Source organism: Bacillus sp. FSL R9-9410, from assembly GCF_038050385.1.
In the GTDB taxonomy this organism is placed as follows: Bacteria; Bacillota; Bacilli; order Bacillales; family Bacillaceae_G; genus Bacillus_A; species Bacillus_A cereus_U.
The window spans coordinates 3,916,829-3,938,417 of the sequence record NZ_JBBOTV010000001.1 but is presented as its reverse complement, the minus strand read 5'-3'; the positions used below and the strand labels follow the sequence as shown (position 1 = coordinate 3,938,417).

Below are 21,589 nucleotides of genomic sequence, written 5' to 3'. Positions count from 1 at the left end.
CACTCACATAATATTGTTGTCCTACAATGAATTTGTGTTCGAAAGAAGATGAATTCGAAAAGTGATAATCCAAATGGGGGTACAAGACATGATTATGAAAAAGGGTATTAAATTTTCTTTAGCGGCTTTAGTTGTTGCAGGTGCATTAGTTGGATGTGGAAAAGCAGAAAGTACGGATAATAAGGAAGCTGCTAAAGGTAGCGATGCAAAACAAGAATTATCAGGTACGATTGCAGCGGCTGGCTCTACAGCTCTTCAACCTCTTGCGGAGGAAGCTGGAAAGAAATTCATGGAGAAAAATTCAAAAGTTTCTATTCAAGTTCAAGGTGGCGGTAGTGGAACTGGGATTAACCAAGTAGCATCTGGTGCAGTACAAATTGGTAATTCGGATGTTCCGGCTTCAGATAAAATTAAAGATGCTGAAAAAGCGAAAGAATTAGTAGATAACAAGGTAGCGGGTATCGCATTCGCGCTTGTCGTAAATAAAGATGTAAAAGTTGATAACTTAACAGCAAAACAAGTACAAGATATCTTCACTGGAAAAGTGACGAACTGGAAAGAGTTAGGCGGAAAAGATGAGAAAATCAATGTAATTAATCGTCCAGCTTCATCTGGTACACGTGCTACATTTGAAAAAACAGTTATGAAAGAAGCTAAAATTAATGATGGAACTGGTACAACACAAGATTCTAACGGTGCAGTAGAGCAAGCAATTAACTCTACTCCAGGTTCAATCAGCTATTTAGCAATGTCTTACATGGTTGGCGATAAAAAAGGTGCATTGCAAACTGTGAAAATTGATGGTGCTGAACCGAAAGTTGAAAATATCTCTGCTGGTAAATATCCATTCTGGTCTTACGAGTACATGGTAACTAAAGGTGAGGCAAAAGAAGCGACAAAAGCTTACATTGACTATGTAAAAGGTAAAGATTTCGAAAAACAAGTAGAAGATATGGGTTACATCCCAATGTCTAAATTAAATAAGTAATAAAATTTTATGGGGCTGGCTGCAAGGCCAGTCCTGTTCATTTCAATCTATGAAGTGGGGTCTGTCCTGTGATGAAGGGGAAAAAACAAATTAATTACGTAAAGAGTGAATATATAGGTAGATCACTTGTTACGTTTTGCGGTATCTTTATTGTTTTTATTACATTAGCTATTATTGCGTTTATTTGCGGCAAAGGAATTCAATCTTTCACGCAAAGTGGTATCTCATTTTCTGAGGTGTTAACTTCGACAAAATGGAATCCAAATGCTGATCAAGGTACGTATGGTGCTGTAATCTTTATTGTCGGTTCGACGCTTGTGTCGTTAGGTGCTGTTGTCATTAGTGCACCAATTGCTATAGCTCTTGCTATATTCATGAATTTAATTTCGCCGAAGTTTGGGAATAAAGTATTAAAGCCTGTTTTAGAATTATTAGTTGGTATTCCATCAGTTGTATACGGATTATTAGGGGTTACGATCTTGGTTCCTCTATTACGTGATTCGTTCGGTGGAGTGGGCTTTAGTTTAATTGCGGGTATTATTGTCCTGAGTATTATGATTTTACCTACTATTGCTAGTATTGCCTCTGATGCAATACGCTCTGTTCCATTTGATTACTTGGAAGCTTCTTACGGTCTAGGATCGACGAAATGGCAAGCGATTAGCCGAGTTATTGTTCCTGCTGCAAAACAAGGGATTTTAACAGGTATAGTTTTAGGATTAGCGCGTGCTTTTGGTGAAGCGTTAGCGGTTCAAATGGTAATCGGGAACACGATTAAATTACCGGAAGGAATATATAGTCCAACAGCAACGTTAACTGGTATTCTGACAATGGATATGACGAATACATTGAACGGAACAGCTTGGAACAATGCGCTATGGACGTTAGCAATGATTTTACTTGTTATTTCATTCCTGTTTATTTTAGTAATTCGAGCGATTGGTCAAAGAGGTGAGCGATAATAATGAATGCAAGAACGGTAAATAAAGTTTGGACAGGTATCTTTTATGCGGTTGCAGCTTTAGTTGTAGCTTTGCTGGCTTTTTTAATGTACGAAATTCTGCAAAAGGGATGGGGATTTTGGGATCCTAGTTTCTTATTCGGAGAACCAAGCAATACAAGAGCTGGGGGGGGAATTGGTCCACAGTTATTCAATTCTTTCTACATGCTTGTTATAACACTTATTATATCTATTCCTCTTGGATTAGGGGCTGGAATATATTTAGCGGAGTATGCAAAAAAAGGTCGTTTTTTAAGTTTTGTTCGTTTATGTATTGAAACAATGGCGTCTTTACCTTCTATTGTTGTTGGACTATTTGGCTTATTAGTATTTGTTACAATGACAGGCTGGGGATATACAGTAATGGGTGGAGCTCTTGCTTTAACTATTTTGAATTTACCTGGTTTAACACGTGTTTGTGAAAATGCGATTTCTGAAGTTCCTCATAATGTAAAAGAGGCGAGTCTTGGACTAGGTGCAACGAAATGGCAAACAATTGCCCGTATCATTATTCCGTCGTCGTTACCACAAATCATTACAGGTATTATTTTAGCAGCGGGCCGTATATTCGGTGAAGCTGCGGCGTTAATTTATACAGCGGGTTTAACATCACCTATTTTAAATTCAGCAGCGGACTTCTCGAGCCCCTCGCATCCTTTAAATCCATTTAGACCAGCTGAAACGTTAGCTGTTCACATTTGGAAATTAAACTCTGAAGGGATTATCCCAGATGCGAAGTTAATTGCAACAAAATCTGCAGCTGTATTAATTATTATGGTATTACTCTTTAATATCATTTCTCGTTTCGTAGCATCTGTATTACACAAGCGTTTTACAGGAACGAAAAGAAAAAGTAAAACGACGAAGAAGGTAAAAGCGGCATAAATTGAAGGTAAGAACTCTCTGTTTATAAACAGGGAGTTTTTTTACGGCCATTTTGATGTTAGCAGGAAAAGAAGGCGAGTTGGTGAATAGGTAACTTGATATACGGATGTTGGGATGAAAGTGTTCTTTCTGCAAATGTCGGGATTTCCTGGATCAGGTAAATCGACACTTTCTAAGTATATCGCTAAGTTAACAGGTGCAGTTATTGTAAGTCATGACGTCGTGAAATCAGCATTATTAAAATCATTAACGGCAAAAGGAAGTGAATCAACAGTTGTTGGGGGAGTCTCCTATTATATTGAATGGGAACTGATAGTTTTTTTGTTAGAACAAGAACATAGTGTTATATTAGATAGTCCATGTCTCTATGATGGGATGGTTGAAAAGGGAATAGGTTTATATCGGAAGTATGGTGCTACATATAAAAATATTGAATGTTATCTTAATAATATAGAAGAAATTAATTGTAGGTTACAAACACGTGAATATAAGATAAGTCAGTAGAATCAGAAGTAGCGTTTGAAAAAAGTGGCTATATGGCAGTAAGAGACCCTCGAATGATGAATATCTTCTTGTAGATTCTGGTAAGCTACTAGAGCAATATGCCCCAAAAATAATGAGTTATATCGGTAGATAAATAAAAAGGCGTTATCTTCATTCGAGAAGATAACGCCTTTTCGTTTAAATATCAGGTGTTTCTGTAGAGGTACTTATTTTTCTACGGGAGCGTCTTTTTCTCCCGATTTTATCTAATAGTTCATACATAACGGGAACGACTACTAATGTAAGAACGGTTGAGACTGCCAAACCACCGATTACAACGACGGCCAGACTTTTGGATACCATACTTCCTGCTTGAGATTGACCGAATAGGAGTGGTAGCATAGCGACGATCGTTGTTATAGCTGTCATAATAATTGGACGTAATCTAGTAGATCCGGCTTCTAGTAAGGCTTCTCTTGTTTCCATACCGTTTTCCCGATTTTGTTGCACTCTTTCTATTAATACAATAGCATTTGTAACGACAATCCCGATTAACATTAATGCGCCGATTAATGAATTTACGTCAACAGGTGTTCTTGAAATGATTAATCCTAAAATACCGCCGACAGCAGCTAATGGTAAAGAGAATAAAATCGCGAAAGGAGCACGTGCTTGCCCGAAGGTGATAACCATAATTAAATATACAATCCCAATTGCAATCCCCATAATTTTGAATAAATCTGTGAAGTTCTCTTGCATAGACTCGGTAGCGCCTGCGATATTTACTTTTGCTCTGTTAGGTAAATCTAAGTCGGTTATAGCCTTATTTACTTCTGCGCTTACTTTACTTAAATCTTCACTTGAAGCTTCTGCGGTAATTTGTATCGTTTCTTTCCCATCTTTATGGAAGATTTCTGTTTGAAGTTGCTTTTCTGAAATAGTTGCAATGTCTTTTAAAGGAATAGGTCCGTTAATAGGTGAAAGTATATTTGTGTTTAAAATATCTTCTTGTTTGTTAATGGATGCCTTTTTATGTTCTATCATAATAGTTGTTTTTTCATTATTGATTGAAATTTCCCCAATAGGAGATTTCTTCATAAGGAATGATACTTGTTGTGCTACTAATTCTGGTGTTAAACCGAGTTGTTCCGCCTTTGTTTGATCGATATAAATTTGCCATTCTTTTTTAGAGTCTTCTATATTTGTTTTTACTTTAGAGAGAGCATCCATACTTTTTAGTTTTGTTTCGACGATGTTAGCGGCCTTTTTTAAATTTGTCTCGTTAGTAGCGGTTACGTTAAATTGTAAGTTGTTTCCGCCTCCGGAGTCAGAGTAACTAGTTTTTATATAATCAAGTTCAGCTGGTTCAAAAGTATTATGCTCCTTTTTTAATTCTTTAATATATTGGTCGATATCAGATCCCTTTTTAAAGACTACAAATATAGTTGCAAGATTGTTTTTAGTTGTCTGTCCCCATTGTGCATCTTCTGCGCTAGATCCCATTCGTAAAATAACATCTGTTACATCAGAATTAGAGAGTAGTTTCTTTTCGAAATCAAAGGCTTTTTGTTTTTTAGCTTCAGAATCATAATCGGTTGGAAATGTCATGTTAACGGATAGCATTGTATCGTCCTCAGACTTTATGTTCGCTTTCGGTAGTAATATGTAGGCTGCAATGGATCCTGCAAACAATAAAAAAGAAGTGAGTAGAATGATAAACTTATGAGAAAGAGCCCACTTTAATATAGCGACATATCGCGGTGAAGAATGAGAATTGCGACGTTTTGTTTTTTTGAGTAGTAAAAAAGCCATAAGTGGAACAACTGTTAACGCAACGATTAAAGAAGAAAGGATAGAATATACAACTGCTAATACCATAGGTAACATTAGTTTTCCAATTACTCCCGATACGAGACCGATAGGTAAAAAAACGGCGACTGTTGTTAAAGTAGAAGAGGTAATTGCGACTGCGACCTCTTTCGTTGCTTCAAGAATAATATTTTTAGAGAAGGTTTCTTTTTGTAAACGACGGAAAATGTTCTCGATGACAACGATACTATCATCGACGAGACGACCCACAGCAACAGCTAAGCCACCAAGAGTTAGAATGTTAAGTGTGATGTTGGATTGATGGAGTAAAAATAGTGTTAATAAAATAGATAGCGGAATACTAATGACAGCGATGAGTGTTGTTCGGAAGCTGCGTAAAAAGATTAAGATAATGAGAGTTGCAGCAATTGCCCCAAGGATTACTTCTTTGCCCATACTAGTAACAGCATTTTCAACTTGCTCATGAGTTGAAGCTAGAAGTTTAATAGAAAACTGATCTTTATATTGCTTGCTTATATCTTTAATCTTTTTATCGATCTCTTTTCCGATTGCAACCGCGTTTTTACTTGGCTCTTTCATGATGATTAATCCTGTTCCTTCTTCTCCGTTTATGTGAGAGATTGTATCATGATGTTGTTTTAGTTCAATTTGAGCGACATCTTGTAACTTTACTTGAGGTGTAACGGTAATGTTTTTAATGTCATTTACATTTTTTATATCTCCGATGACACGAAGGTTGTATTCCTCCTTATTAACGGTAATTGCTCCGGCTGGAGTGGAAGTTTCTTTTCCTTGTAAAACTGCTAATACTTGCTCTGATGTTACGTTTTTATCTTTTAGTTGGTTAGGATCAAGTACGATGGATAATTCGGAAGTTGATTTTCCGAAAAACATAACATTGGCAACACCGTCAATGCTTTCGAGTTGTGGTACGATTTCTTTCTCGATTTGTTTTTCGTCAGCTTTTGAAAATCCGTTCTGCTTCTGGATGGTAATTTGAGCGAGTGGAATCATAGAAGTATTTAATTGGCTAACTACAGGCTTAGTTACATCTTTAGGTAATTTAATTGTATTAATTGTTTTTTCGACTTCGCGTGCCGCATCTTTCATATTTGCCTTGGATGTATATGCAATGTCGATGCGTGATAATCCCTCGTTTGTGGAAGAAGTGATGCCATCGATATGTTCTAAATTACGAAATTGTTTTTCAAGGGGATCAGTTACGTCCTTGGCCATCGTTTCAGCATCGAGCCCTTGAGATAATGTCGTGACAGTTATTGCGGGGTTATCGATGCTTGGTAAAAATTCCATAGGTAATTTAGAGCCGGAATAAACGCCAAGTATGGAAATGAGAAAAACCATGATAATAATAGCGGCTCGGTTTTTTAATGAAAATTTTGTTAACCTATCCATAAGATAATTCCTCCATTAGTTTATTTATAGTTTTGTGGGCACTTTCTTACTATATAACAAAAATTGGATATCTTTCATTAATTAAATGTAAAAAAATTCTAACAATAATCTTAAGTTAATATTTCGAGGGGAAGTTCGTTATTTGTGGAAGTAAAATTCCTGATTGGAGAGAAAAATCAGGAATTAAAGTTTTGCTCTAGTATAGTGGCCTCGTTTTTTGTTACTCTACATTTAAATGGTTATTTGTCTTTCTTAAGTAGAACTGTGGTAATTGTAAAATTTAAAAAGGAGAGGACTACAGGTTAGGAAGTTGCCTGGTGGATGATAGTGTATAGTAACTTGTATACAATCAAAATGAATGTTTTCAGTAGAAAGGATAAGGGTTCTTTCTATAGAAGAAAGTAGAGTAGATAACTTTTTGTGTTTTTTTATAAAAAATACTTGTTATTTAAAAACCATGATGGTATATTAATAAACGTCGCTGATGCGGAAACGCAGAAAACGACAAAAAAGAAATTTAAAAACATAGTTGACATCGAAAAATGAAGATGTTAATATGATGAAGTCGCTTCTGAAGCGGCGGACAAGTTCTTTGAAAACTGAACGAAACAAACAACGTGAACGTCAATTTTTATTTTTAGATGCTAGACAAACTAACTTTATTGGAGAGTTTGATCCTGGCTCAGGATGAACGCTGGCGGCGTGCCTAATACATGCAAGTCGAGCGAATGGATTAAGAGCTTGCTCTTATGAAGTTAGCGGCGGACGGGTGAGTAACACGTGGGTAACCTACCCATAAGACTGGGATAACTCCGGGAAACCGGGGCTAATACCGGATAATATTTTGAACTGCATAGTTCGAAATTGAAAGGCGGCTTCGGCTGTCACTTATGGATGGACCCGCGTCGCATTAGCTAGTTGGTGAGGTAACGGCTCACCAAGGCAACGATGCGTAGCCGACCTGAGAGGGTGATCGGCCACACTGGGACTGAGACACGGCCCAGACTCCTACGGGAGGCAGCAGTAGGGAATCTTCCGCAATGGACGAAAGTCTGACGGAGCAACGCCGCGTGAGTGATGAAGGCTTTCGGGTCGTAAAACTCTGTTGTTAGGGAAGAACAAGTGCTAGTTGAATAAGCTGGCACCTTGACGGTACCTAACCAGAAAGCCACGGCTAACTACGTGCCAGCAGCCGCGGTAATACGTAGGTGGCAAGCGTTATCCGGAATTATTGGGCGTAAAGCGCGCGCAGGTGGTTTCTTAAGTCTGATGTGAAAGCCCACGGCTCAACCGTGGAGGGTCATTGGAAACTGGGAGACTTGAGTGCAGAAGAGGAAAGTGGAATTCCATGTGTAGCGGTGAAATGCGTAGAGATATGGAGGAACACCAGTGGCGAAGGCGACTTTCTGGTCTGTAACTGACACTGAGGCGCGAAAGCGTGGGGAGCAAACAGGATTAGATACCCTGGTAGTCCACGCCGTAAACGATGAGTGCTAAGTGTTAGAGGGTTTCCGCCCTTTAGTGCTGAAGTTAACGCATTAAGCACTCCGCCTGGGGAGTACGGCCGCAAGGCTGAAACTCAAAGGAATTGACGGGGGCCCGCACAAGCGGTGGAGCATGTGGTTTAATTCGAAGCAACGCGAAGAACCTTACCAGGTCTTGACATCCTCTGAAAACTCTAGAGATAGAGCTTCTCCTTCGGGAGCAGAGTGACAGGTGGTGCATGGTTGTCGTCAGCTCGTGTCGTGAGATGTTGGGTTAAGTCCCGCAACGAGCGCAACCCTTGATCTTAGTTGCCATCATTAAGTTGGGCACTCTAAGGTGACTGCCGGTGACAAACCGGAGGAAGGTGGGGATGACGTCAAATCATCATGCCCCTTATGACCTGGGCTACACACGTGCTACAATGGACGGTACAAAGAGCTGCAAGACCGCGAGGTGGAGCTAATCTCATAAAACCGTTCTCAGTTCGGATTGTAGGCTGCAACTCGCCTACATGAAGCTGGAATCGCTAGTAATCGCGGATCAGCATGCCGCGGTGAATACGTTCCCGGGCCTTGTACACACCGCCCGTCACACCACGAGAGTTTGTAACACCCGAAGTCGGTGGGGTAACCTTTATGGAGCCAGCCGCCTAAGGTGGGACAGATGATTGGGGTGAAGTCGTAACAAGGTAGCCGTATCGGAAGGTGCGGCTGGATCACCTCCTTTCTATGGAGAATTGATGAACGCAGTTCATCAATAAACGTTGACTTGTTTTGTTTCGTTCAGTTTTGAGAGAACTATCTCTCAAGTTTAAATGTATGTTCTTTGAAAACTAGATAACAGTGTAGCTCATATTTTTTTAATTTTAGTTTGGTTAAGTTAGAAAGGGCGCACGGTGGATGCCTTGACACTAGGAGTCGATGAAGGACGGGACTAACGCCGATATGCTTCGGGGAGCTGTAAGTAAGCTTTGATCCGAAGATTTCCGAATGGGGAAACCCACTATACGTAATGGTATGGTATCCTTACCTGAATACATAGGGTATGGAAGACAGACCCAGGGAACTGAAACATCTAAGTACCTGGAGGAAGAGAAAGCAAATGCGATTTCCTGAGTAGCGGCGAGCGAAACGGAATCTAGCCCAAACCAAGAGGCTTGCCTCTTGGGGTTGTAGGACATTCTATACGGAGTTACAAAGGAACGAGGTAGACGAAGCGACCTGGAAAGGTCCGTCACAGAGGGTAACAACCCCGTAGTCGAAACTTCGTTCTCTCTTGAATGTATCCTGAGTACGGCGGAACACGTGAAATTCCGTCGGAATCTGGGAGGACCATCTCCCAAGGCTAAATACTCCCTAGTGATCGATAGTGAACCAGTACCGTGAGGGAAAGGTGAAAAGCACCCCGGAAGGGGAGTGAAAGAGATCCTGAAACCGTGTGCCTACAAATAGTCAGAGCCCGTTAATGGGTGATGGCGTGCCTTTTGTAGAATGAACCGGCGAGTTACGATCCCGTGCAAGGTTAAGCTGAAGAGGCGGAGCCGCAGCGAAAGCGAGTCTGAATAGGGCGTTTAGTACGTGGTCGTAGACCCGAAACCAGGTGATCTACCCATGTCCAGGGTGAAGTTCAGGTAACACTGAATGGAGGCCCGAACCCACGCACGTTGAAAAGTGCGGGGATGAGGTGTGGGTAGCGGAGAAATTCCAATCGAACCTGGAGATAGCTGGTTCTCCCCGAAATAGCTTTAGGGCTAGCCTTAAGTGTAAGAGTCTTGGAGGTAGAGCACTGATTGAACTAGGGGTCCTCATCGGATTACCGAATTCAGTCAAACTCCGAATGCCAATGACTTATCCTTAGGAGTCAGACTGCGAGTGATAAGATCCGTAGTCAAGAGGGAAACAGCCCAGATCGCCAGCTAAGGTCCCAAAGTGTGTATTAAGTGGAAAAGGATGTGGAGTTGCTTAGACAACTAGGATGTTGGCTCAGAAGCAGCCACCATTTAAAGAGTGCGTAATAGCTCACTAGTCGAGTGACTCTGCGCCGAAAATGTACCGGGGCTAAATACACCACCGAAGCTGCGAATTGATACCAATGGTATCAGTGGTAGGGGAGCGTTCTAAGTGCAGTGAAGTCAGACCGGAAGGACTGGTGGAGCGCTTAGAAGTGAGAATGCCGGTATGAGTAGCGAAAGACGGGTGAGAATCCCGTCCACCGAATGCCTAAGGTTTCCTGAGGAAGGCTCGTCCGCTCAGGGTTAGTCAGGACCTAAGCCGAGGCCGACAGGCGTAGGCGATGGACAACAGGTTGATATTCCTGTACCACCTCTTTATCGTTTGAGCAATGGAGGGACGCAGAAGGATAGAAGAAGCGTGCGATTGGTTGTGCACGTCCAAGCAGTTAGGCTGATAAGTAGGCAAATCCGCTTATCGTGAAGGCTGAGCTGTGATGGGGAAGCTCCTTATGGAGCGAAGTCTTTGATTCCCCGCTGCCAAGAAAAGCTTCTAGCGAGATAAAAGGTGCCTGTACCGCAAACCGACACAGGTAGGCGAGGAGAGAATCCTAAGGTGTGCGAGAGAACTCTGGTTAAGGAACTCGGCAAAATGACCCCGTAACTTCGGGAGAAGGGGTGCTTTCTTAACGGAAAGCCGCAGTGAATAGGCCCAAGCGACTGTTTAGCAAAAACACAGGTCTCTGCGAAGCCGTAAGGCGAAGTATAGGGGCTGACACCTGCCCGGTGCTGGAAGGTTAAGGAGAGGGGTTAGCGTAAGCGAAGCTCTGAACTGAAGCCCCAGTAAACGGCGGCCGTAACTATAACGGTCCTAAGGTAGCGAAATTCCTTGTCGGGTAAGTTCCGACCCGCACGAAAGGTGTAACGATTTGGGCACTGTCTCAACCAGAGACTCGGTGAAATTATAGTACCTGTGAAGATGCAGGTTACCCGCGACAGGACGGAAAGACCCCGTGGAGCTTTACTGTAGCCTGATATTGAATTTTGGTACAGTTTGTACAGGATAGGCGGGAGCCATTGAAACCGGAGCGCTAGCTTCGGTGGAGGCGCTGGTGGGATACCGCCCTGACTGTATTGAAATTCTAACCTACGGGTCTTATCGACCCGGGAGACAGTGTCAGGTGGGCAGTTTGACTGGGGCGGTCGCCTCCTAAAGTGTAACGGAGGCGCCCAAAGGTTCCCTCAGAATGGTTGGAAATCATTCGTAGAGTGCAAAGGCATAAGGGAGCTTGACTGCGAGACCTACAAGTCGAGCAGGGACGAAAGTCGGGCTTAGTGATCCGGTGGTTCCGCATGGAAGGGCCATCGCTCAACGGATAAAAGCTACCCCGGGGATAACAGGCTTATCTCCCCCAAGAGTCCACATCGACGGGGAGGTTTGGCACCTCGATGTCGGCTCATCGCATCCTGGGGCTGTAGTCGGTCCCAAGGGTTGGGCTGTTCGCCCATTAAAGCGGTACGCGAGCTGGGTTCAGAACGTCGTGAGACAGTTCGGTCCCTATCCGTCGTGGGCGCAGGAAATTTGAGAGGAGCTGTCCTTAGTACGAGAGGACCGGGATGGACGCACCGCTGGTGTACCAGTTGTTCTGCCAAGGGCATAGCTGGGTAGCTATGTGCGGAAGGGATAAGTGCTGAAAGCATCTAAGCATGAAGCCCCCCTCAAGATGAGATTTCCCATAGCGTAAGCTAGTAAGATCCCTGAAAGATGATCAGGTTGATAGGTTCGAGGTGGAAGCATGGTGACATGTGGAGCTGACGAATACTAATAGATCGAGGACTTAACCATATAATATGAAGCAATGTTATCTAGTTTTGAAGGAATATACCTTCAATAGTTTGGTGATGATGGCAGAGAGGTCACACCCGTTCCCATACCGAACACGGAAGTTAAGCTCTCTAGCGCCGATGGTAGTTGGGACCTTGTCCCTGTGAGAGTAGGACGTCGCCAAGCAAAAACGAGAGAATATAAAAAACTTATTGACTTTATAAGTGAATCAAGTATAACAATGTTTGTCTCAAATGAATATAGTCTGGTAATGATGGCAGAGAGGCCACACCCGTTCCCATACCGAACACGGAAGTTAAGCTCTCTAGCGCCGATGGTAGTTGGGACCTTGTCCCTGTGAGAGTAGGACGTTGCCAGGCAAAATGGAGGATTAGCTCAGCTGGGAGAGCACCTGCCTTACAAGCAGGGGGTCGGCGGTTCGATCCCGTCATCCTCCACCATATATGTCGGAGGGGTAGCGAAGTGGCTAAACGCGGCGGACTGTAAATCCGCTCCTTTGGGTTCGGCAGTTCGAATCTGCCCCCCTCCACCATTTCTTAATTATTGGGCTATAGCCAAGCGGTAAGGCAACGGACTTTGACTCCGTCATGCGCTGGTTCGAATCCAGCTAGCCCAGCCATTAAGAGCCATTAGCTCAGTTGGTAGAGCATCTGACTTTTAATCAGAGGGTCGAAGGTTCGAATCCTTCATGGCTCACCATTTTCTTAAAAAAATATGCGGGTGTGGCGGAATTGGCAGACGCACCAGACTTAGGATCTGGCGCCTTTGGCGTGGGGGTTCGACTCCCTTCACCCGCACTTTTAATAAAATATCTCATACATGTCTTGCGGAAGTAGTTCAGTGGTAGAATACAACCTTGCCAAGGTTGGGGTCGCGGGTTCGAATCCCGTCTTCCGCTCCAATTTTCAATATGACATGCCGGGGTGGCGGAACAGGCAGACGCACAGGACTTAAAATCCTGCGGTGGGTGACCACCGTGCGGGTTCGACCCCCGCCCTCGGCACCATATGCGCCCGTAGCTCAATTGGATAGAGCGTTTGACTACGGATCAAGAGGTTAGGGGTTCGACTCCTCTCGGGCGCGCTTTTATTAACGGGAAGTGGCTCAGCTTGGTAGAGCACCTGGTTTGGGACCAGGGGGTCGCAGGTTCAAATCCTGTCTTCCCGATTTTCCCAAAAACATGGGGCCTTAGCTCAGCTGGGAGAGCGCCTGCCTTGCACGCAGGAGGTCAGCGGTTCGATCCCGCTAGGCTCCACTTTATTTTTTATATGTCGGAGGTATACCCAAGTTCGGCTGAAGGGATCGGTCTTGAAAACCGACAGGCGGCGAGAGTCGCGCGGGGGTTCGAATCCCTCTACCTCCTCCATTTTTTTTAAAAAGTGGTTTAGTTACATATAAAAATGAATAAGATATTAATTTTTTCCTTCATGGAGGTATACCCAAGTTCGGCTGAAGGGATCGGTCTTGAAAACCGACAGGCGGCGAGAGTCGCGCGGGGGTTCGAATCCCTCTACCTCCTCCATTTATTTTTAAAACATAATATCGTCGCGGGGTGGAGCAGTACGGTAGCTCGTCGGGCTCATAACCCGAAGGTCGCAGGTTCAAATCCTGTCCCCGCAACCAATGGTCCCGTGGTGTAGTGGTTAACATGCCTGCCTGTCACGCAGGAGATCGCCGGTTCGACCCCGGTCGGGACCGCCATTTTATGTTGGCTCGGTAGCTCAGTCGGTAGAGCAGAGGACTGAAAATCCTCGTGTCGGCGGTTCGATTCCGTCCCGAGCCACCATTTTTTTTATTTTTTTTTATTTATGCCGGCTTAGCTCAATTGGTAGAGCAACTGACTTGTAATCAGTAGGTTGGGGGTTCAAGTCCTCTAGCCGGCACCATTTAGGGGCATAGTTTAAAGGTAGAACTGAGGTCTCCAAAACCTCCAGTGTGGGTTCAATTCCTACTGCCCCTGTAAATTATATGGGCCTATAGCTCAGCTGGTTAGAGCGCACGCCTGATAAGCGTGAGGTCGATGGTTCGAGTCCATTTAGGCCCACCATATATTCCGCAGTAGCTCAGTGGTAGAGCTATCGGCTGTTAACCGATCGGTCGTAGGTTCGAGTCCTACCTGCGGAGCCATGGCCCGTTGGTCAAGTGGTTAAGACACCGCCCTTTCACGGCGGTAACACGGGTTCGAATCCCGTACGGGTCATAAAAAAAGAGTCAGCATATTGCTGACTCTTTTTTATTATGTATAAGCCTCTTTTTATCACCTTATTTTCCTCAAATAAATAAAGGGATTTAGGAAAAGCTATGGTATGTATTAAAAGGAGGAGAGGAAAAATGACACAAGTTAGAGAACTTATGAGTACTCATATCGTACATTGTACCCCATTAGACAATGTATATGAGGCGGCTGTAAAAATGAAGGAAGAATCGGTTGGATTGATTCCTGTTATTGAAAATCAACAAGTAGTTGGGCTTGTTACTGATCGAGACTTAGTTGTTCGTGGGATTGCTGAAAAACATCCTGGATCTAATCAAATTACAAATGTAATGACAACAAACATTGTTTCAGTTTCTCCAGATGATCCTATTGAAAAAGCTACAGAATTAATGGCACAATATCAAATTAGACGGTTACCAGTAGTTGAGAGCGGTCAATTTGTTGGGATGCTAGCACTAGGTGATTTAGCTATAAGAAAATCAGCAGATGATCAAGCAGGGTTTGCTTTAAGTGAAATCTCGGTGCATACGGAATAAATTATGTATAAAGATCAGATACATTATTCTAGTATATATGGATTAAACTAATATGTTAGCGTGATGTATCTGAGACATTATATAATAAGTATAGAGTCAATATTTTTGACAGTTTTTTTAAATTTGTCATTCCTAATTTTTAATAAGAGAAAAAATGATATACTGAGGGATATAAGTATTATGAGAGATTTTGAATATAACAATATTTATTGTTAATGATGTAATAATGAATTAATATTTCCTACATAGATACAAAGGGAAGGGGAATTATATGAGGGCTGTACAGGGCGATCCAAATTGGAATTTGGTTACAGATACATATATAGAACCAAATAATTTCGCTGAGTTATTTTCTTTGCTTGTACCTCGTCATCCAAAAGGTGAAGGGAAAGAGCGAACTATATTAGTATGGAAAGAAAAAGAATTTTATAAAGAAGAAAATTTAGCTGCGTGTATCGTATATGGCATGAATAAAGTAAAAAATTTACCGCAGTTTCATAAAGATGAAATTCCAACTCTAGTACGTATTCTTCGTTTATGTCAAGAGGTTGGTTGGTATGAAGAGGCGAATGCTTTTATGATAACCCAAGGGCTAGCTGAATTTGTCCAAACTTCATTGGAGTATGAAACATGGGATCTTTTGACGAAAGCAGTTGCTTTAAACTATTTAATTATTAAATATCGTATTGGTGAATTAACAGATAAGGATGTAGAAATTTGGGATCGAGTTAAATTTAATGAGAAATGTATAACAGATTGCAAACATCTATTATCTCATAAAGAAGTATTGGAATTTACATTTTTTTATATGTGTAAGCGAGCGAAAACACTATCAAAAGAGCAATTAAATAGTGATATGATGAGTCTGGCAATGTATTGTAATACTTTTGTGTATGATTTATATACACATGACTTATTACGAAAGTATCGTAAGTGTACAGACTTCCTATCATATTATGGACCTAGTCAAGCAGTTTTAGCTTGTCAAAGAGCTGTACTTTCTCAAATTTCCGATCGATTAGATCCTTTAAAGACAACTCATGTAGATGATTATTTATATGTGATGAAAGAAATGATGGAGCATATGACGATAGGGGTAATGGATCGGTATGGTCATTTTATTGGAAAGTTACTATCATATGTACCATTTTTCGAAATGATCCAAGTGCCACAGCATGCATATTATTGTGAAGAATTACTGTATATTTGTAAGGGGATTGAATACAAAGAAGAAATACTACGCAATTATATATTTATACAATTACATGATTGTTTACCATCATTCTTTAAACTATTTCTTAAAAATAAGCGTTATGCAACGATTCATGATATTCTTTTCTATTGGTGCGACGATGAACAAAGAATGAGCTTAGAGAAAAAATATAATCTTAGTTTTATTTATGAAAAATATGCTTGTGGATAAACCATATTTTACATATTAAAAATTAATATAAATTAAAAAGGATCTCAAGTTTATGTGAGATCCTTTTTTGTTAGTAAAGCAAGGAGAAAGTAACTAAGATAAGAAATAACATTCCATAAAGGAGAAGTTGTGCAGTATAACTTCCTTGTATACCAAAAAAAGTATTCATTTTTTCATATAAATTCAATATATATTTCATTGGATTATCTTTGAAAGATGGGTACACAGTGTCTCCTCTTTCTAAGCTTCTTGTTCATGTTTTTGGTTATTAGAAACATGAACGTATCTAGCTATGAATAATAAAACACCTATAAAGAATACAGGAAGTACGGTAGATAAATAAAAACCATTACTAATTATATTTGTTATAAGAGCACTCAAAAGAAAAATTGCATTATAAATATGGGCAATTTTTTGTTTTAGCCGCATTTGTAATGCTTCCATAATGATTTCTAAAGCAACAAAAGTAATAATAATAGATAAGAATGCAGTGTTCGTATTATAAATGATTAAACAACAGATTAAACCTAAAAAGGCCAGGTATTCAATAAGGAGAGGTATATTGCGTGGCATATAATTTACCTAACTAAATATGGCAGTGGGTTCACTGCATTTGTTTTTTCCAAATTCCATTCCCCATTATGTAATTCAAAATGAAGATGTTGCCCGTATGAATGACCTGTGTTTCCCATATGACCTACTAATTGTCCAGTTTGTATTTGATCACCAGCTTGTACAGTGCGATCCTTCATATGAGCATAAACTGTTGTATATAATTTCCCATTTATTTGGTGGGCGATGAACACGACATTGCCGTAGCTAGCTGAATAATAAGATTTCACAACTTTACCTGCAGCAGCAGCTTGAATAGAGACATTTCCTTGTGCTGCTATATCTATACCATAATGCATTTGCTCCCAGCGCATATCAAAAGTGGAGCTGATTTTCCCTTGAGTAGGGAATTTGAAAACTGCTGGAATTGATGCAGGTTGAGCTGTTTTAGCTTGTGCTTGATTTTGATTTTGCACTACATAGTGTTTTGCTACATATCCGTATACTGTGCCAAAACGAATTTTATACCAAGTACCTACCGTTTCTACTACTTGTACTTGTGTACCATTTTGTAATGAGCCAAGTAGAGTGCTACTTGTACTAGCGTTGCTGCGTACATTTAATTTTGGTGTTGCAACAGTATAAGAAGGAGAACCTTGTACAGTTACACCTTTTACTAGAGGTGTGGATCCATTAGATACAAATGTTTTTTGGACGTAACCAATTTGCCCGTTATGTAATATTTTGTACCAATCCCCTTGTTCACCTTGAATGGTAATGAATTGACCATTTGGTAATATATCTAGAATAGAAGACTGTGTATTAGGTTCAGAACGAACGTTTAATGCGTTTGCATTTACGATATATTGATTTTTTGGTTGAACATTTTTTTTGAATAGAATTGCCTCTTTTTTCATATAGCCTGTTTTGTTGTTAACAGATACTTTATACCAATCTTGAGTTGTCTCAAGAATAGTAACAGGGCTATTAAATCGAATGTTATCAATTATTGCACTGTCTGCATGGTTATTTTGATGTAGTGCAACGTTATCAATTTTTACATATCCAGTTTTTACTGTAGATGGTTGCTTAGCAGCCGCTGCTTGTATATCGGATTCTCCCATAGAAGGAAGTAAAGAAGCGATTGCGATAGTAGTTGCTGTTAAAGCTGTAGCTTTCATATTCATGTAATAAAGACCTCCTCTAGTTGTATAGTTGTAATTTCATTATAGTATAAAGATATAATATATTGGTCGTATTCACATAAATGTAATATGAAATCAATAAAAATAATGCTAGAAGAGAGATTCGTATATAAATATTGTATATATCATTTGTGGGGTCGCATTTATATTTGTTTAACACGTTAAGGATTAATTCGCAATTGAGAAAATTAAAACAGTTGATGATGTCTTATGTCGGTGTTATACTGACAGTGATAATTTTATAGTTTGCTAGGAGGGCTGGTGTTGCCAGCTGAGAGTAAGACCTTAAGTCTTTGATCCTTTTTATTACCTGATCTAGATTATGCTAGCGTAGGGAAGCAATTCGGACACTAACAATGAGTCCCCGTTTCTTTGCGTATAGAAACGGGGCTTTTTTATTTGAAAATTTCATATTAACACCACTAGGGGTGCTTTTCGTGCTGAGAGAGGAATAATCCTTAACCCTTACAACACCTGATCTAGATAATACTAGCGAAGGGAAGTGGAACAACGAATAAATTATAATTTTATTTGCTGTAACCACTTCTTATATACAGAAGTGGTTTTTTTATTGAGATAAATAGATATATAGGAAGGGGAATTATTAATGAAATTTTGTGAAAGATTATTTGATACGGTGCAGCCTGTTTGGGAGAAAAGTCATAATCATCCGTTTGTAGTAGGTATGGGGGATGGTACGTTGGAAAAAGACAAATTCCAGTACTATATTATTCAAGATTATTTATATTTGTTAGATTATGCAAAGCTATATGCAATTGGGGTTGTAAAGGCAACGAATCCACAAGTTATGGCAAAATTTGCAGAGCAAATTGATGGGATTTTAAATGGTGAAATGACGATTCATAAACAGTATGCAAAAAGACTTGGTATTTCTGCACAAGAGATGGAATCTGCGAAACCATCTGCTAAAAATTTAGCCTATACAAATTACATGATGTCTGTATCTCAAAATGGCACACTTGCAGAATTAATATCAGCTTTACTTCCATGTATGTGGAGCTATTGGGAGATTGGAAAGCGTTTAAATGATATTCCTGGAGCAAGAGATCATGAGTTCTTTGGAGAGTGGATTCAAGGATATAGTTCTGAAGAATACGGTAACCTTTGTATTTGGTTAATAGATTTATTAAATGAAATGGCAGTTGGAAAGTCAGAGGAAGAGCTAGATCGATTAGAGGAGATTTTCTTATATTCCAGCCGATTTGAATATTTATTCTGGGATATGGCTTATCGTAAGGAGATGTGGGGTTTTGAGGAGCAAGAACATACTACAGTTTCATAATGTTTCCTTTCATTATGATGAGAAACCAATCATCGATGAATTAAATGCTTCTATACAAGATAAAGAGTTTGTAAGTATTATCGGACCGAGTGGATGCGGGAAAAGTACTTTATTTCGCCTTATTACAGGCTTAGAAGAGGCAAGTACTGGACAGATAGAGCTGACAGAAACAAAGAGTCATTCTGTAGGGTATATGCCCCAAAAAGATATGCTCTTACCGTGGAGGACGATTATTGAGAATGCGGCCCTGCCGCTAGAGTGCCAAGGTGTGCAGAAGAAAGAAGCGCAAGTAAAAGCGAAAGAACTGTTACATAAATTTGGTTTACAAGGGTACGAGAAAAAATATCCGAAAGATTTATCTGGTGGTATGAGGCAACGCGTATCTTTTATCCGAACTTTATTAACAGGCGGGGAGATATTATTGTTAGATGAACCGTTTAGCGCATTGGACGCTTTAACGAAGGCATCTTTGCAAGAATGGTTGTTTGAACAATGGAAAGAGTGGGAAAAAACAATTTTATTTATCACTCATGATGTTGAAGAAGCCTTGTTTCTTTCTAATCGAATTTTGGTTGTAGAAAATCAACCGATAGCAACTTTAACTGAGCGAATTGTGCCGCTTGATCGTAACCGAACAAGAAAAGATTTATATAAGCCTGAAGTATTAGCGCTTAAAGAAGAGATCCTTAGTATGTTACAAAAGCAGGTACTCGTATGATGAATCGCTTGAAGGAGTTATTACCTGCCCTCATATTAAGTGGAATTTTGCTTGCTCTATGGGAAGTAGGCGCAAGAATTGTAGATGAGATGTACATTTTGCCATCACCTTCTGCAATTGTCATGAAGATATGGGCGCTGAAAGATATATTATTTACGGTTCATTTACCTGCAACGTTGTACGTCGTTTTAATAGGTGTTGTTATTTCTATCGTACTGGGCGTAGGGCTAGCAATGTTAATGAATGCGAGTACGTGGATGGAAAGAGCATTTTATCCATTATTAGTAGCTTCTCAAACAATCCCGATTACAGCACTTGCGCCACTATTTGTTTTATGGTTTGGATATACCATTTGGAGCAAGGTTGTTGTCACTGTCTTAATTACATTTTTCCCAATTGCGGTAAATACGTATGATGGGCTGCGTAGTACGAAGAAAGAATGGGAGGAGCTCTTAGTTACGTATGGTGCAACGAAAAAAGATATTTTTTTAAAGCTAAAATTGCCATCTGCTCTTCCTTATTTTTTCTCAGCGTTAAAAATTGCCGTTCCGCTTAGTGTTATCGGAGCAGCAATTGGAGAATGGCTCGGTGCACAAGCTGGGCTTGGATATTTCAGTAAAAGAATGATGACGCAGTTAGACGGAGCTGGTGTGTTTGCACCAATTGTATTGTTATCATTATTAGCTATTTTCTTCGTCATACTTGTTTCGATATTAGAAAAGAAATTTATTAGTTGGAGGAAACATTCATGAAATTATTAAAACGCATCTTTGTGTTTACATTATTAGTTGCAATGATTGCAGGATGTTCGAGTAATTCAGCATCAGATAAGAATAAAACAGAAAAAGAAATAACAGTAATGCTCGATTGGTATCCAAATGCGGTACATAGCTTTATTTATACGGCAATTGAAAAAGGGTACTTTAAAGAAGAAGGAGTAAAGGTGAATATTAAATTCCCTTCTAATCCGACTGATCCATTAACGCTAGCGGCAGCAGGGAAAGTGACAGTTGGTTTGTATTATCAACCGGATGTTGTCATGGCAAAAGCAAATGAACAAATTCCAGTGAAATCAATTGGAGCTGTCGTACGTTCGCCGTTAAATCATGTTGTATCGCTGAAATCAGCAGGTATTAAGTCACCTAAAGACTTAGAAGGAAAAACAGTTGGATATTCTGGAACCCCTTTAAGTGAAGCATATTTAAAAACGATGATAAAAGAAGATGGTGGTAATCCAGATACAGTAAAAGTAGTTGATGTTGGATTCGATTTAGTACCAGCGCTAATTACGAAAAAAGTAGATGCTGTAACAGGAGCATATATTAACCATGAAGTACCTGTTATGCGTCATGAGGGTCATGAGCCGGCGTACTTTAATCCAGCTGATTACGGTGTACCGAATTATCATGAACTTGTATTTGTAACAGGTGATAAAACTTTGAAAAAGGATAAAGAAGCATTACAGGCCTTTTTACGTGGTGCGAAAAAAGGATATGATTTCATGAAGAAAAATCCGGATGAATCATTAAATATTTTATTAAATCATCAAGAAAAAGAAAATTTCCCGCTTGTACCAGAAGTTGAAAAAGAAAGTATGAAAATTTTATTAGAGAAAATGGAAACGAAAGATGAGCCATTCTTATCAGATTCAAAAGAGTCATGGGAGAAACAAAATAAATGGCTGAAAGAAAAAGGAATGACGAAAGAAATCGTTCCAGCCGATGAATTATTCGAAACCATTTTAAAGTAGGCGAATGAA

General features: G+C 40.3%; 12 protein-coding genes, 20 tRNA genes, 4 rRNA genes, 1 pseudogene and 2 riboswitches. Of the genes and pseudogenes, 34 read left to right on the top strand and 3 right to left on the bottom strand.

What is annotated here, in order from left to right; genetic code table 11:
* Positions 1-88: 88 nt before the first annotated feature.
* From MKX77_RS20590 to MKX77_RS20575, 4 genes and pseudogenes are all read left to right on the top strand, one after another.
* Entirely contained in the window at positions 89-988 is a 900-nt protein-coding gene (locus MKX77_RS20590) for a phosphate ABC transporter substrate-binding protein PstS family protein (RefSeq protein WP_002114243.1), read from the top strand.
* A 71-nt stretch (positions 989-1,059) separates the two neighbouring features.
* Entirely contained in the window at positions 1,060-1,950 is an 891-nt protein-coding gene (pstC, locus tag MKX77_RS20585; protein WP_002090872.1) for a phosphate ABC transporter permease subunit PstC, read from the top strand.
* Between the two features lie 2 nt (positions 1,951-1,952).
* A complete protein-coding gene (gene pstA / locus MKX77_RS20580) occupies positions 1,953-2,873 on the top strand; it encodes a phosphate ABC transporter permease PstA (RefSeq protein WP_215555279.1) in 921 nt (306 codons plus the stop codon).
* A gap of 120 nt (positions 2,874-2,993) precedes the next feature.
* Positions 2,994-3,510: pseudogene (locus MKX77_RS20575) on the top strand (AAA family ATPase).
* Positions 3,511-3,554: 44 nt separating this feature from the next.
* On the opposite strand, the gene MKX77_RS20570 reads toward MKX77_RS20575, so the two are convergent.
* A complete protein-coding gene (locus tag MKX77_RS20570; protein ID WP_341307660.1) occupies positions 3,555-6,599 on the bottom strand; it encodes an efflux RND transporter permease subunit in 3,045 nt (1,014 codons plus the stop codon).
* Between the two features lie 659 nt (positions 6,600-7,258).
* Here MKX77_RS20570 and MKX77_RS20565 point away from each other — a divergent pair.
* From MKX77_RS20565 to MKX77_RS20440, 26 genes are all read left to right on the top strand, one after another.
* Positions 7,259-8,810 (top strand): 16S ribosomal RNA (locus tag MKX77_RS20565).
* 146 nt (positions 8,811-8,956) lie between these two features.
* A 23S ribosomal RNA gene (locus MKX77_RS20560) occupies positions 8,957-11,878 on the top strand.
* Between the two features lie 49 nt (positions 11,879-11,927).
* Positions 11,928-12,043, top strand: a 5S ribosomal RNA gene (rrf, locus tag MKX77_RS20555).
* A gap of 78 nt (positions 12,044-12,121) precedes the next feature.
* A 5S ribosomal RNA gene (gene rrf, locus MKX77_RS20550) occupies positions 12,122-12,237 on the top strand.
* Together the 16S, 23S and 5S rRNA genes with 20 tRNA genes alongside form the textbook arrangement of a ribosomal RNA operon.
* 5 nt (positions 12,238-12,242) lie before the next feature.
* Positions 12,243-12,318: transfer RNA gene (locus MKX77_RS20545), tRNA-Val, on the top strand.
* Positions 12,319-12,326: 8 nt separating this feature from the next.
* A tRNA-Tyr gene (locus MKX77_RS20540) sits at positions 12,327-12,410 on the top strand.
* Positions 12,411-12,422: 12 nt separating this feature from the next.
* Positions 12,423-12,497 (top strand) — tRNA-Gln (locus MKX77_RS20535).
* 4 nt (positions 12,498-12,501) lie between these two features.
* A tRNA-Lys gene (locus tag MKX77_RS20530) sits at positions 12,502-12,577 on the top strand.
* 17 nt (positions 12,578-12,594) lie between these two features.
* Positions 12,595-12,675: transfer RNA gene (locus tag MKX77_RS20525), tRNA-Leu, on the top strand.
* Positions 12,676-12,704: 29 nt separating this feature from the next.
* Positions 12,705-12,779: transfer RNA gene (locus MKX77_RS20520), tRNA-Gly, on the top strand.
* A 16-nt stretch (positions 12,780-12,795) separates the two neighbouring features.
* Positions 12,796-12,884: transfer RNA gene (locus tag MKX77_RS20515), tRNA-Leu, on the top strand.
* Positions 12,885-12,887: 3 nt separating this feature from the next.
* A tRNA-Arg gene (locus MKX77_RS20510) sits at positions 12,888-12,961 on the top strand.
* A gap of 10 nt (positions 12,962-12,971) precedes the next feature.
* Positions 12,972-13,045 (top strand) — tRNA-Pro (locus MKX77_RS20505).
* A gap of 15 nt (positions 13,046-13,060) precedes the next feature.
* Positions 13,061-13,133: transfer RNA gene (locus tag MKX77_RS20500), tRNA-Ala, on the top strand.
* Positions 13,134-13,151: 18 nt separating this feature from the next.
* Positions 13,152-13,244 (top strand) — tRNA-Ser (locus MKX77_RS20495).
* Positions 13,245-13,307: 63 nt separating this feature from the next.
* A tRNA-Ser gene (locus MKX77_RS20490) sits at positions 13,308-13,400 on the top strand.
* A gap of 24 nt (positions 13,401-13,424) precedes the next feature.
* Positions 13,425-13,501: transfer RNA gene (locus MKX77_RS20485), tRNA-Met, on the top strand.
* Positions 13,502-13,503: 2 nt separating this feature from the next.
* Positions 13,504-13,579 (top strand) — tRNA-Asp (locus MKX77_RS20480).
* 9 nt (positions 13,580-13,588) lie between these two features.
* A tRNA-Phe gene (locus MKX77_RS20475) sits at positions 13,589-13,664 on the top strand.
* Positions 13,665-13,688: 24 nt separating this feature from the next.
* Positions 13,689-13,764, top strand: a tRNA-Thr gene (locus MKX77_RS20470).
* A 3-nt stretch (positions 13,765-13,767) separates the two neighbouring features.
* Positions 13,768-13,838 (top strand) — tRNA-Trp (locus MKX77_RS20465).
* Between the two features lie 10 nt (positions 13,839-13,848).
* Positions 13,849-13,925 (top strand) — tRNA-Ile (locus MKX77_RS20460).
* 5 nt (positions 13,926-13,930) lie between these two features.
* A tRNA-Asn gene (locus tag MKX77_RS20455) sits at positions 13,931-14,005 on the top strand.
* A 1-nt stretch (position 14,006) separates the two neighbouring features.
* Positions 14,007-14,078, top strand: a tRNA-Glu gene (locus MKX77_RS20450).
* Between the two features lie 131 nt (positions 14,079-14,209).
* A complete protein-coding gene (locus MKX77_RS20445; protein ID WP_215555281.1) occupies positions 14,210-14,629 on the top strand; it encodes a CBS domain-containing protein in 420 nt (139 codons plus the stop codon).
* A gap of 271 nt (positions 14,630-14,900) precedes the next feature.
* Positions 14,901-16,052: a DUF3965 domain-containing protein gene (locus tag MKX77_RS20440; RefSeq protein ID WP_341307659.1), complete on the top strand. Its 1,152-nt coding sequence runs from the start codon at positions 14,901-14,903 to the stop codon at positions 16,050-16,052.
* A gap of 240 nt (positions 16,053-16,292) precedes the next feature.
* Here the strand turns inward: MKX77_RS20440 and MKX77_RS20435 are convergent, their stop codons facing one another.
* Complete coding sequence (locus tag MKX77_RS20435; RefSeq protein WP_341307658.1) at positions 16,293-16,625, bottom strand: hypothetical protein; 333 nt, start codon at positions 16,623-16,625, stop codon at positions 16,293-16,295.
* A gap of 5 nt (positions 16,626-16,630) precedes the next feature.
* Positions 16,631-17,791, bottom strand: coding sequence for an SH3 domain-containing protein (locus MKX77_RS20430; protein ID WP_341307657.1), 1,161 nt, complete (start codon positions 17,789-17,791; stop codon positions 16,631-16,633).
* A gap of 259 nt (positions 17,792-18,050) precedes the next feature.
* Positions 18,051-18,163, top strand: a riboswitch (TPP riboswitch).
* 60 nt (positions 18,164-18,223) lie between these two features.
* Positions 18,224-18,327, top strand: a riboswitch (TPP riboswitch).
* An 89-nt stretch (positions 18,328-18,416) separates the two neighbouring features.
* Here MKX77_RS20430 and tenA point away from each other — a divergent pair.
* From tenA to MKX77_RS20410, 4 genes are read left to right on the top strand one after another with little or no spacing between them, the layout of a single operon-like run.
* A complete protein-coding gene (tenA, locus tag MKX77_RS20425) occupies positions 18,417-19,112 on the top strand; it encodes a thiaminase II (RefSeq protein ID WP_341307656.1) in 696 nt (231 codons plus the stop codon).
* On the top strand, positions 19,081-19,830 hold the full coding sequence (locus MKX77_RS20420; RefSeq protein WP_341307655.1) for an ABC transporter ATP-binding protein: 750 nt from the start codon (positions 19,081-19,083) through the stop codon (positions 19,828-19,830). Before tenA ends, MKX77_RS20420 begins: the two co-directional genes overlap by 32 nt.
* Positions 19,830-20,582: an ABC transporter permease gene (locus MKX77_RS20415; RefSeq protein ID WP_215556560.1), complete on the top strand. Its 753-nt coding sequence runs from the start codon at positions 19,830-19,832 to the stop codon at positions 20,580-20,582. The genes MKX77_RS20420 and MKX77_RS20415 overlap by 1 nt, the downstream gene beginning before the upstream one ends.
* Positions 20,579-21,580, top strand: coding sequence for an ABC transporter substrate-binding protein (locus MKX77_RS20410; RefSeq protein ID WP_341307654.1), 1,002 nt, complete (start codon positions 20,579-20,581; stop codon positions 21,578-21,580). The genes MKX77_RS20415 and MKX77_RS20410 overlap by 4 nt, the downstream gene beginning before the upstream one ends.
* Positions 21,581-21,589: the final 9 nt, after the last annotated feature.

Excerpts from the sequence above, each read along its gene's own strand:
- pstC (WP_002090872.1), top strand. The coding sequence starts at position 1,060 with ATGAAGGGGAAAAAACAAATTAATTACGTAAAGAGTGAATATATAGGT.
- MKX77_RS20435 (WP_341307658.1), bottom strand. The coding sequence starts at position 16,625 with ATGCCACGCAATATACCTCTCCTTATTGAATACCTGGCCTTTTTAGGT.
- MKX77_RS20445 (WP_215555281.1), top strand. The coding sequence starts at position 14,210 with ATGACACAAGTTAGAGAACTTATGAGTACTCATATCGTACATTGTACC.
- MKX77_RS20410 (WP_341307654.1), top strand. The coding sequence starts at position 20,579 with ATGAAATTATTAAAACGCATCTTTGTGTTTACATTATTAGTTGCAATG.
- MKX77_RS20590 (WP_002114243.1), top strand. The coding sequence starts at position 89 with ATGATTATGAAAAAGGGTATTAAATTTTCTTTAGCGGCTTTAGTTGTT.
- MKX77_RS20415 (WP_215556560.1), top strand. The coding sequence starts at position 19,830 with ATGAATCGCTTGAAGGAGTTATTACCTGCCCTCATATTAAGTGGAATT.
- MKX77_RS20570 (WP_341307660.1), bottom strand. The coding sequence starts at position 6,599 with ATGGATAGGTTAACAAAATTTTCATTAAAAAACCGAGCCGCTATTATT.
- MKX77_RS20440 (WP_341307659.1), top strand. The coding sequence starts at position 14,901 with ATGAGGGCTGTACAGGGCGATCCAAATTGGAATTTGGTTACAGATACA.
- pstA (WP_215555279.1), top strand. The coding sequence starts at position 1,953 with ATGAATGCAAGAACGGTAAATAAAGTTTGGACAGGTATCTTTTATGCG.
- MKX77_RS20430 (WP_341307657.1), bottom strand. The coding sequence starts at position 17,791 with ATGAATATGAAAGCTACAGCTTTAACAGCAACTACTATCGCAATCGCT.
- tenA (WP_341307656.1), top strand. The coding sequence starts at position 18,417 with ATGAAATTTTGTGAAAGATTATTTGATACGGTGCAGCCTGTTTGGGAG.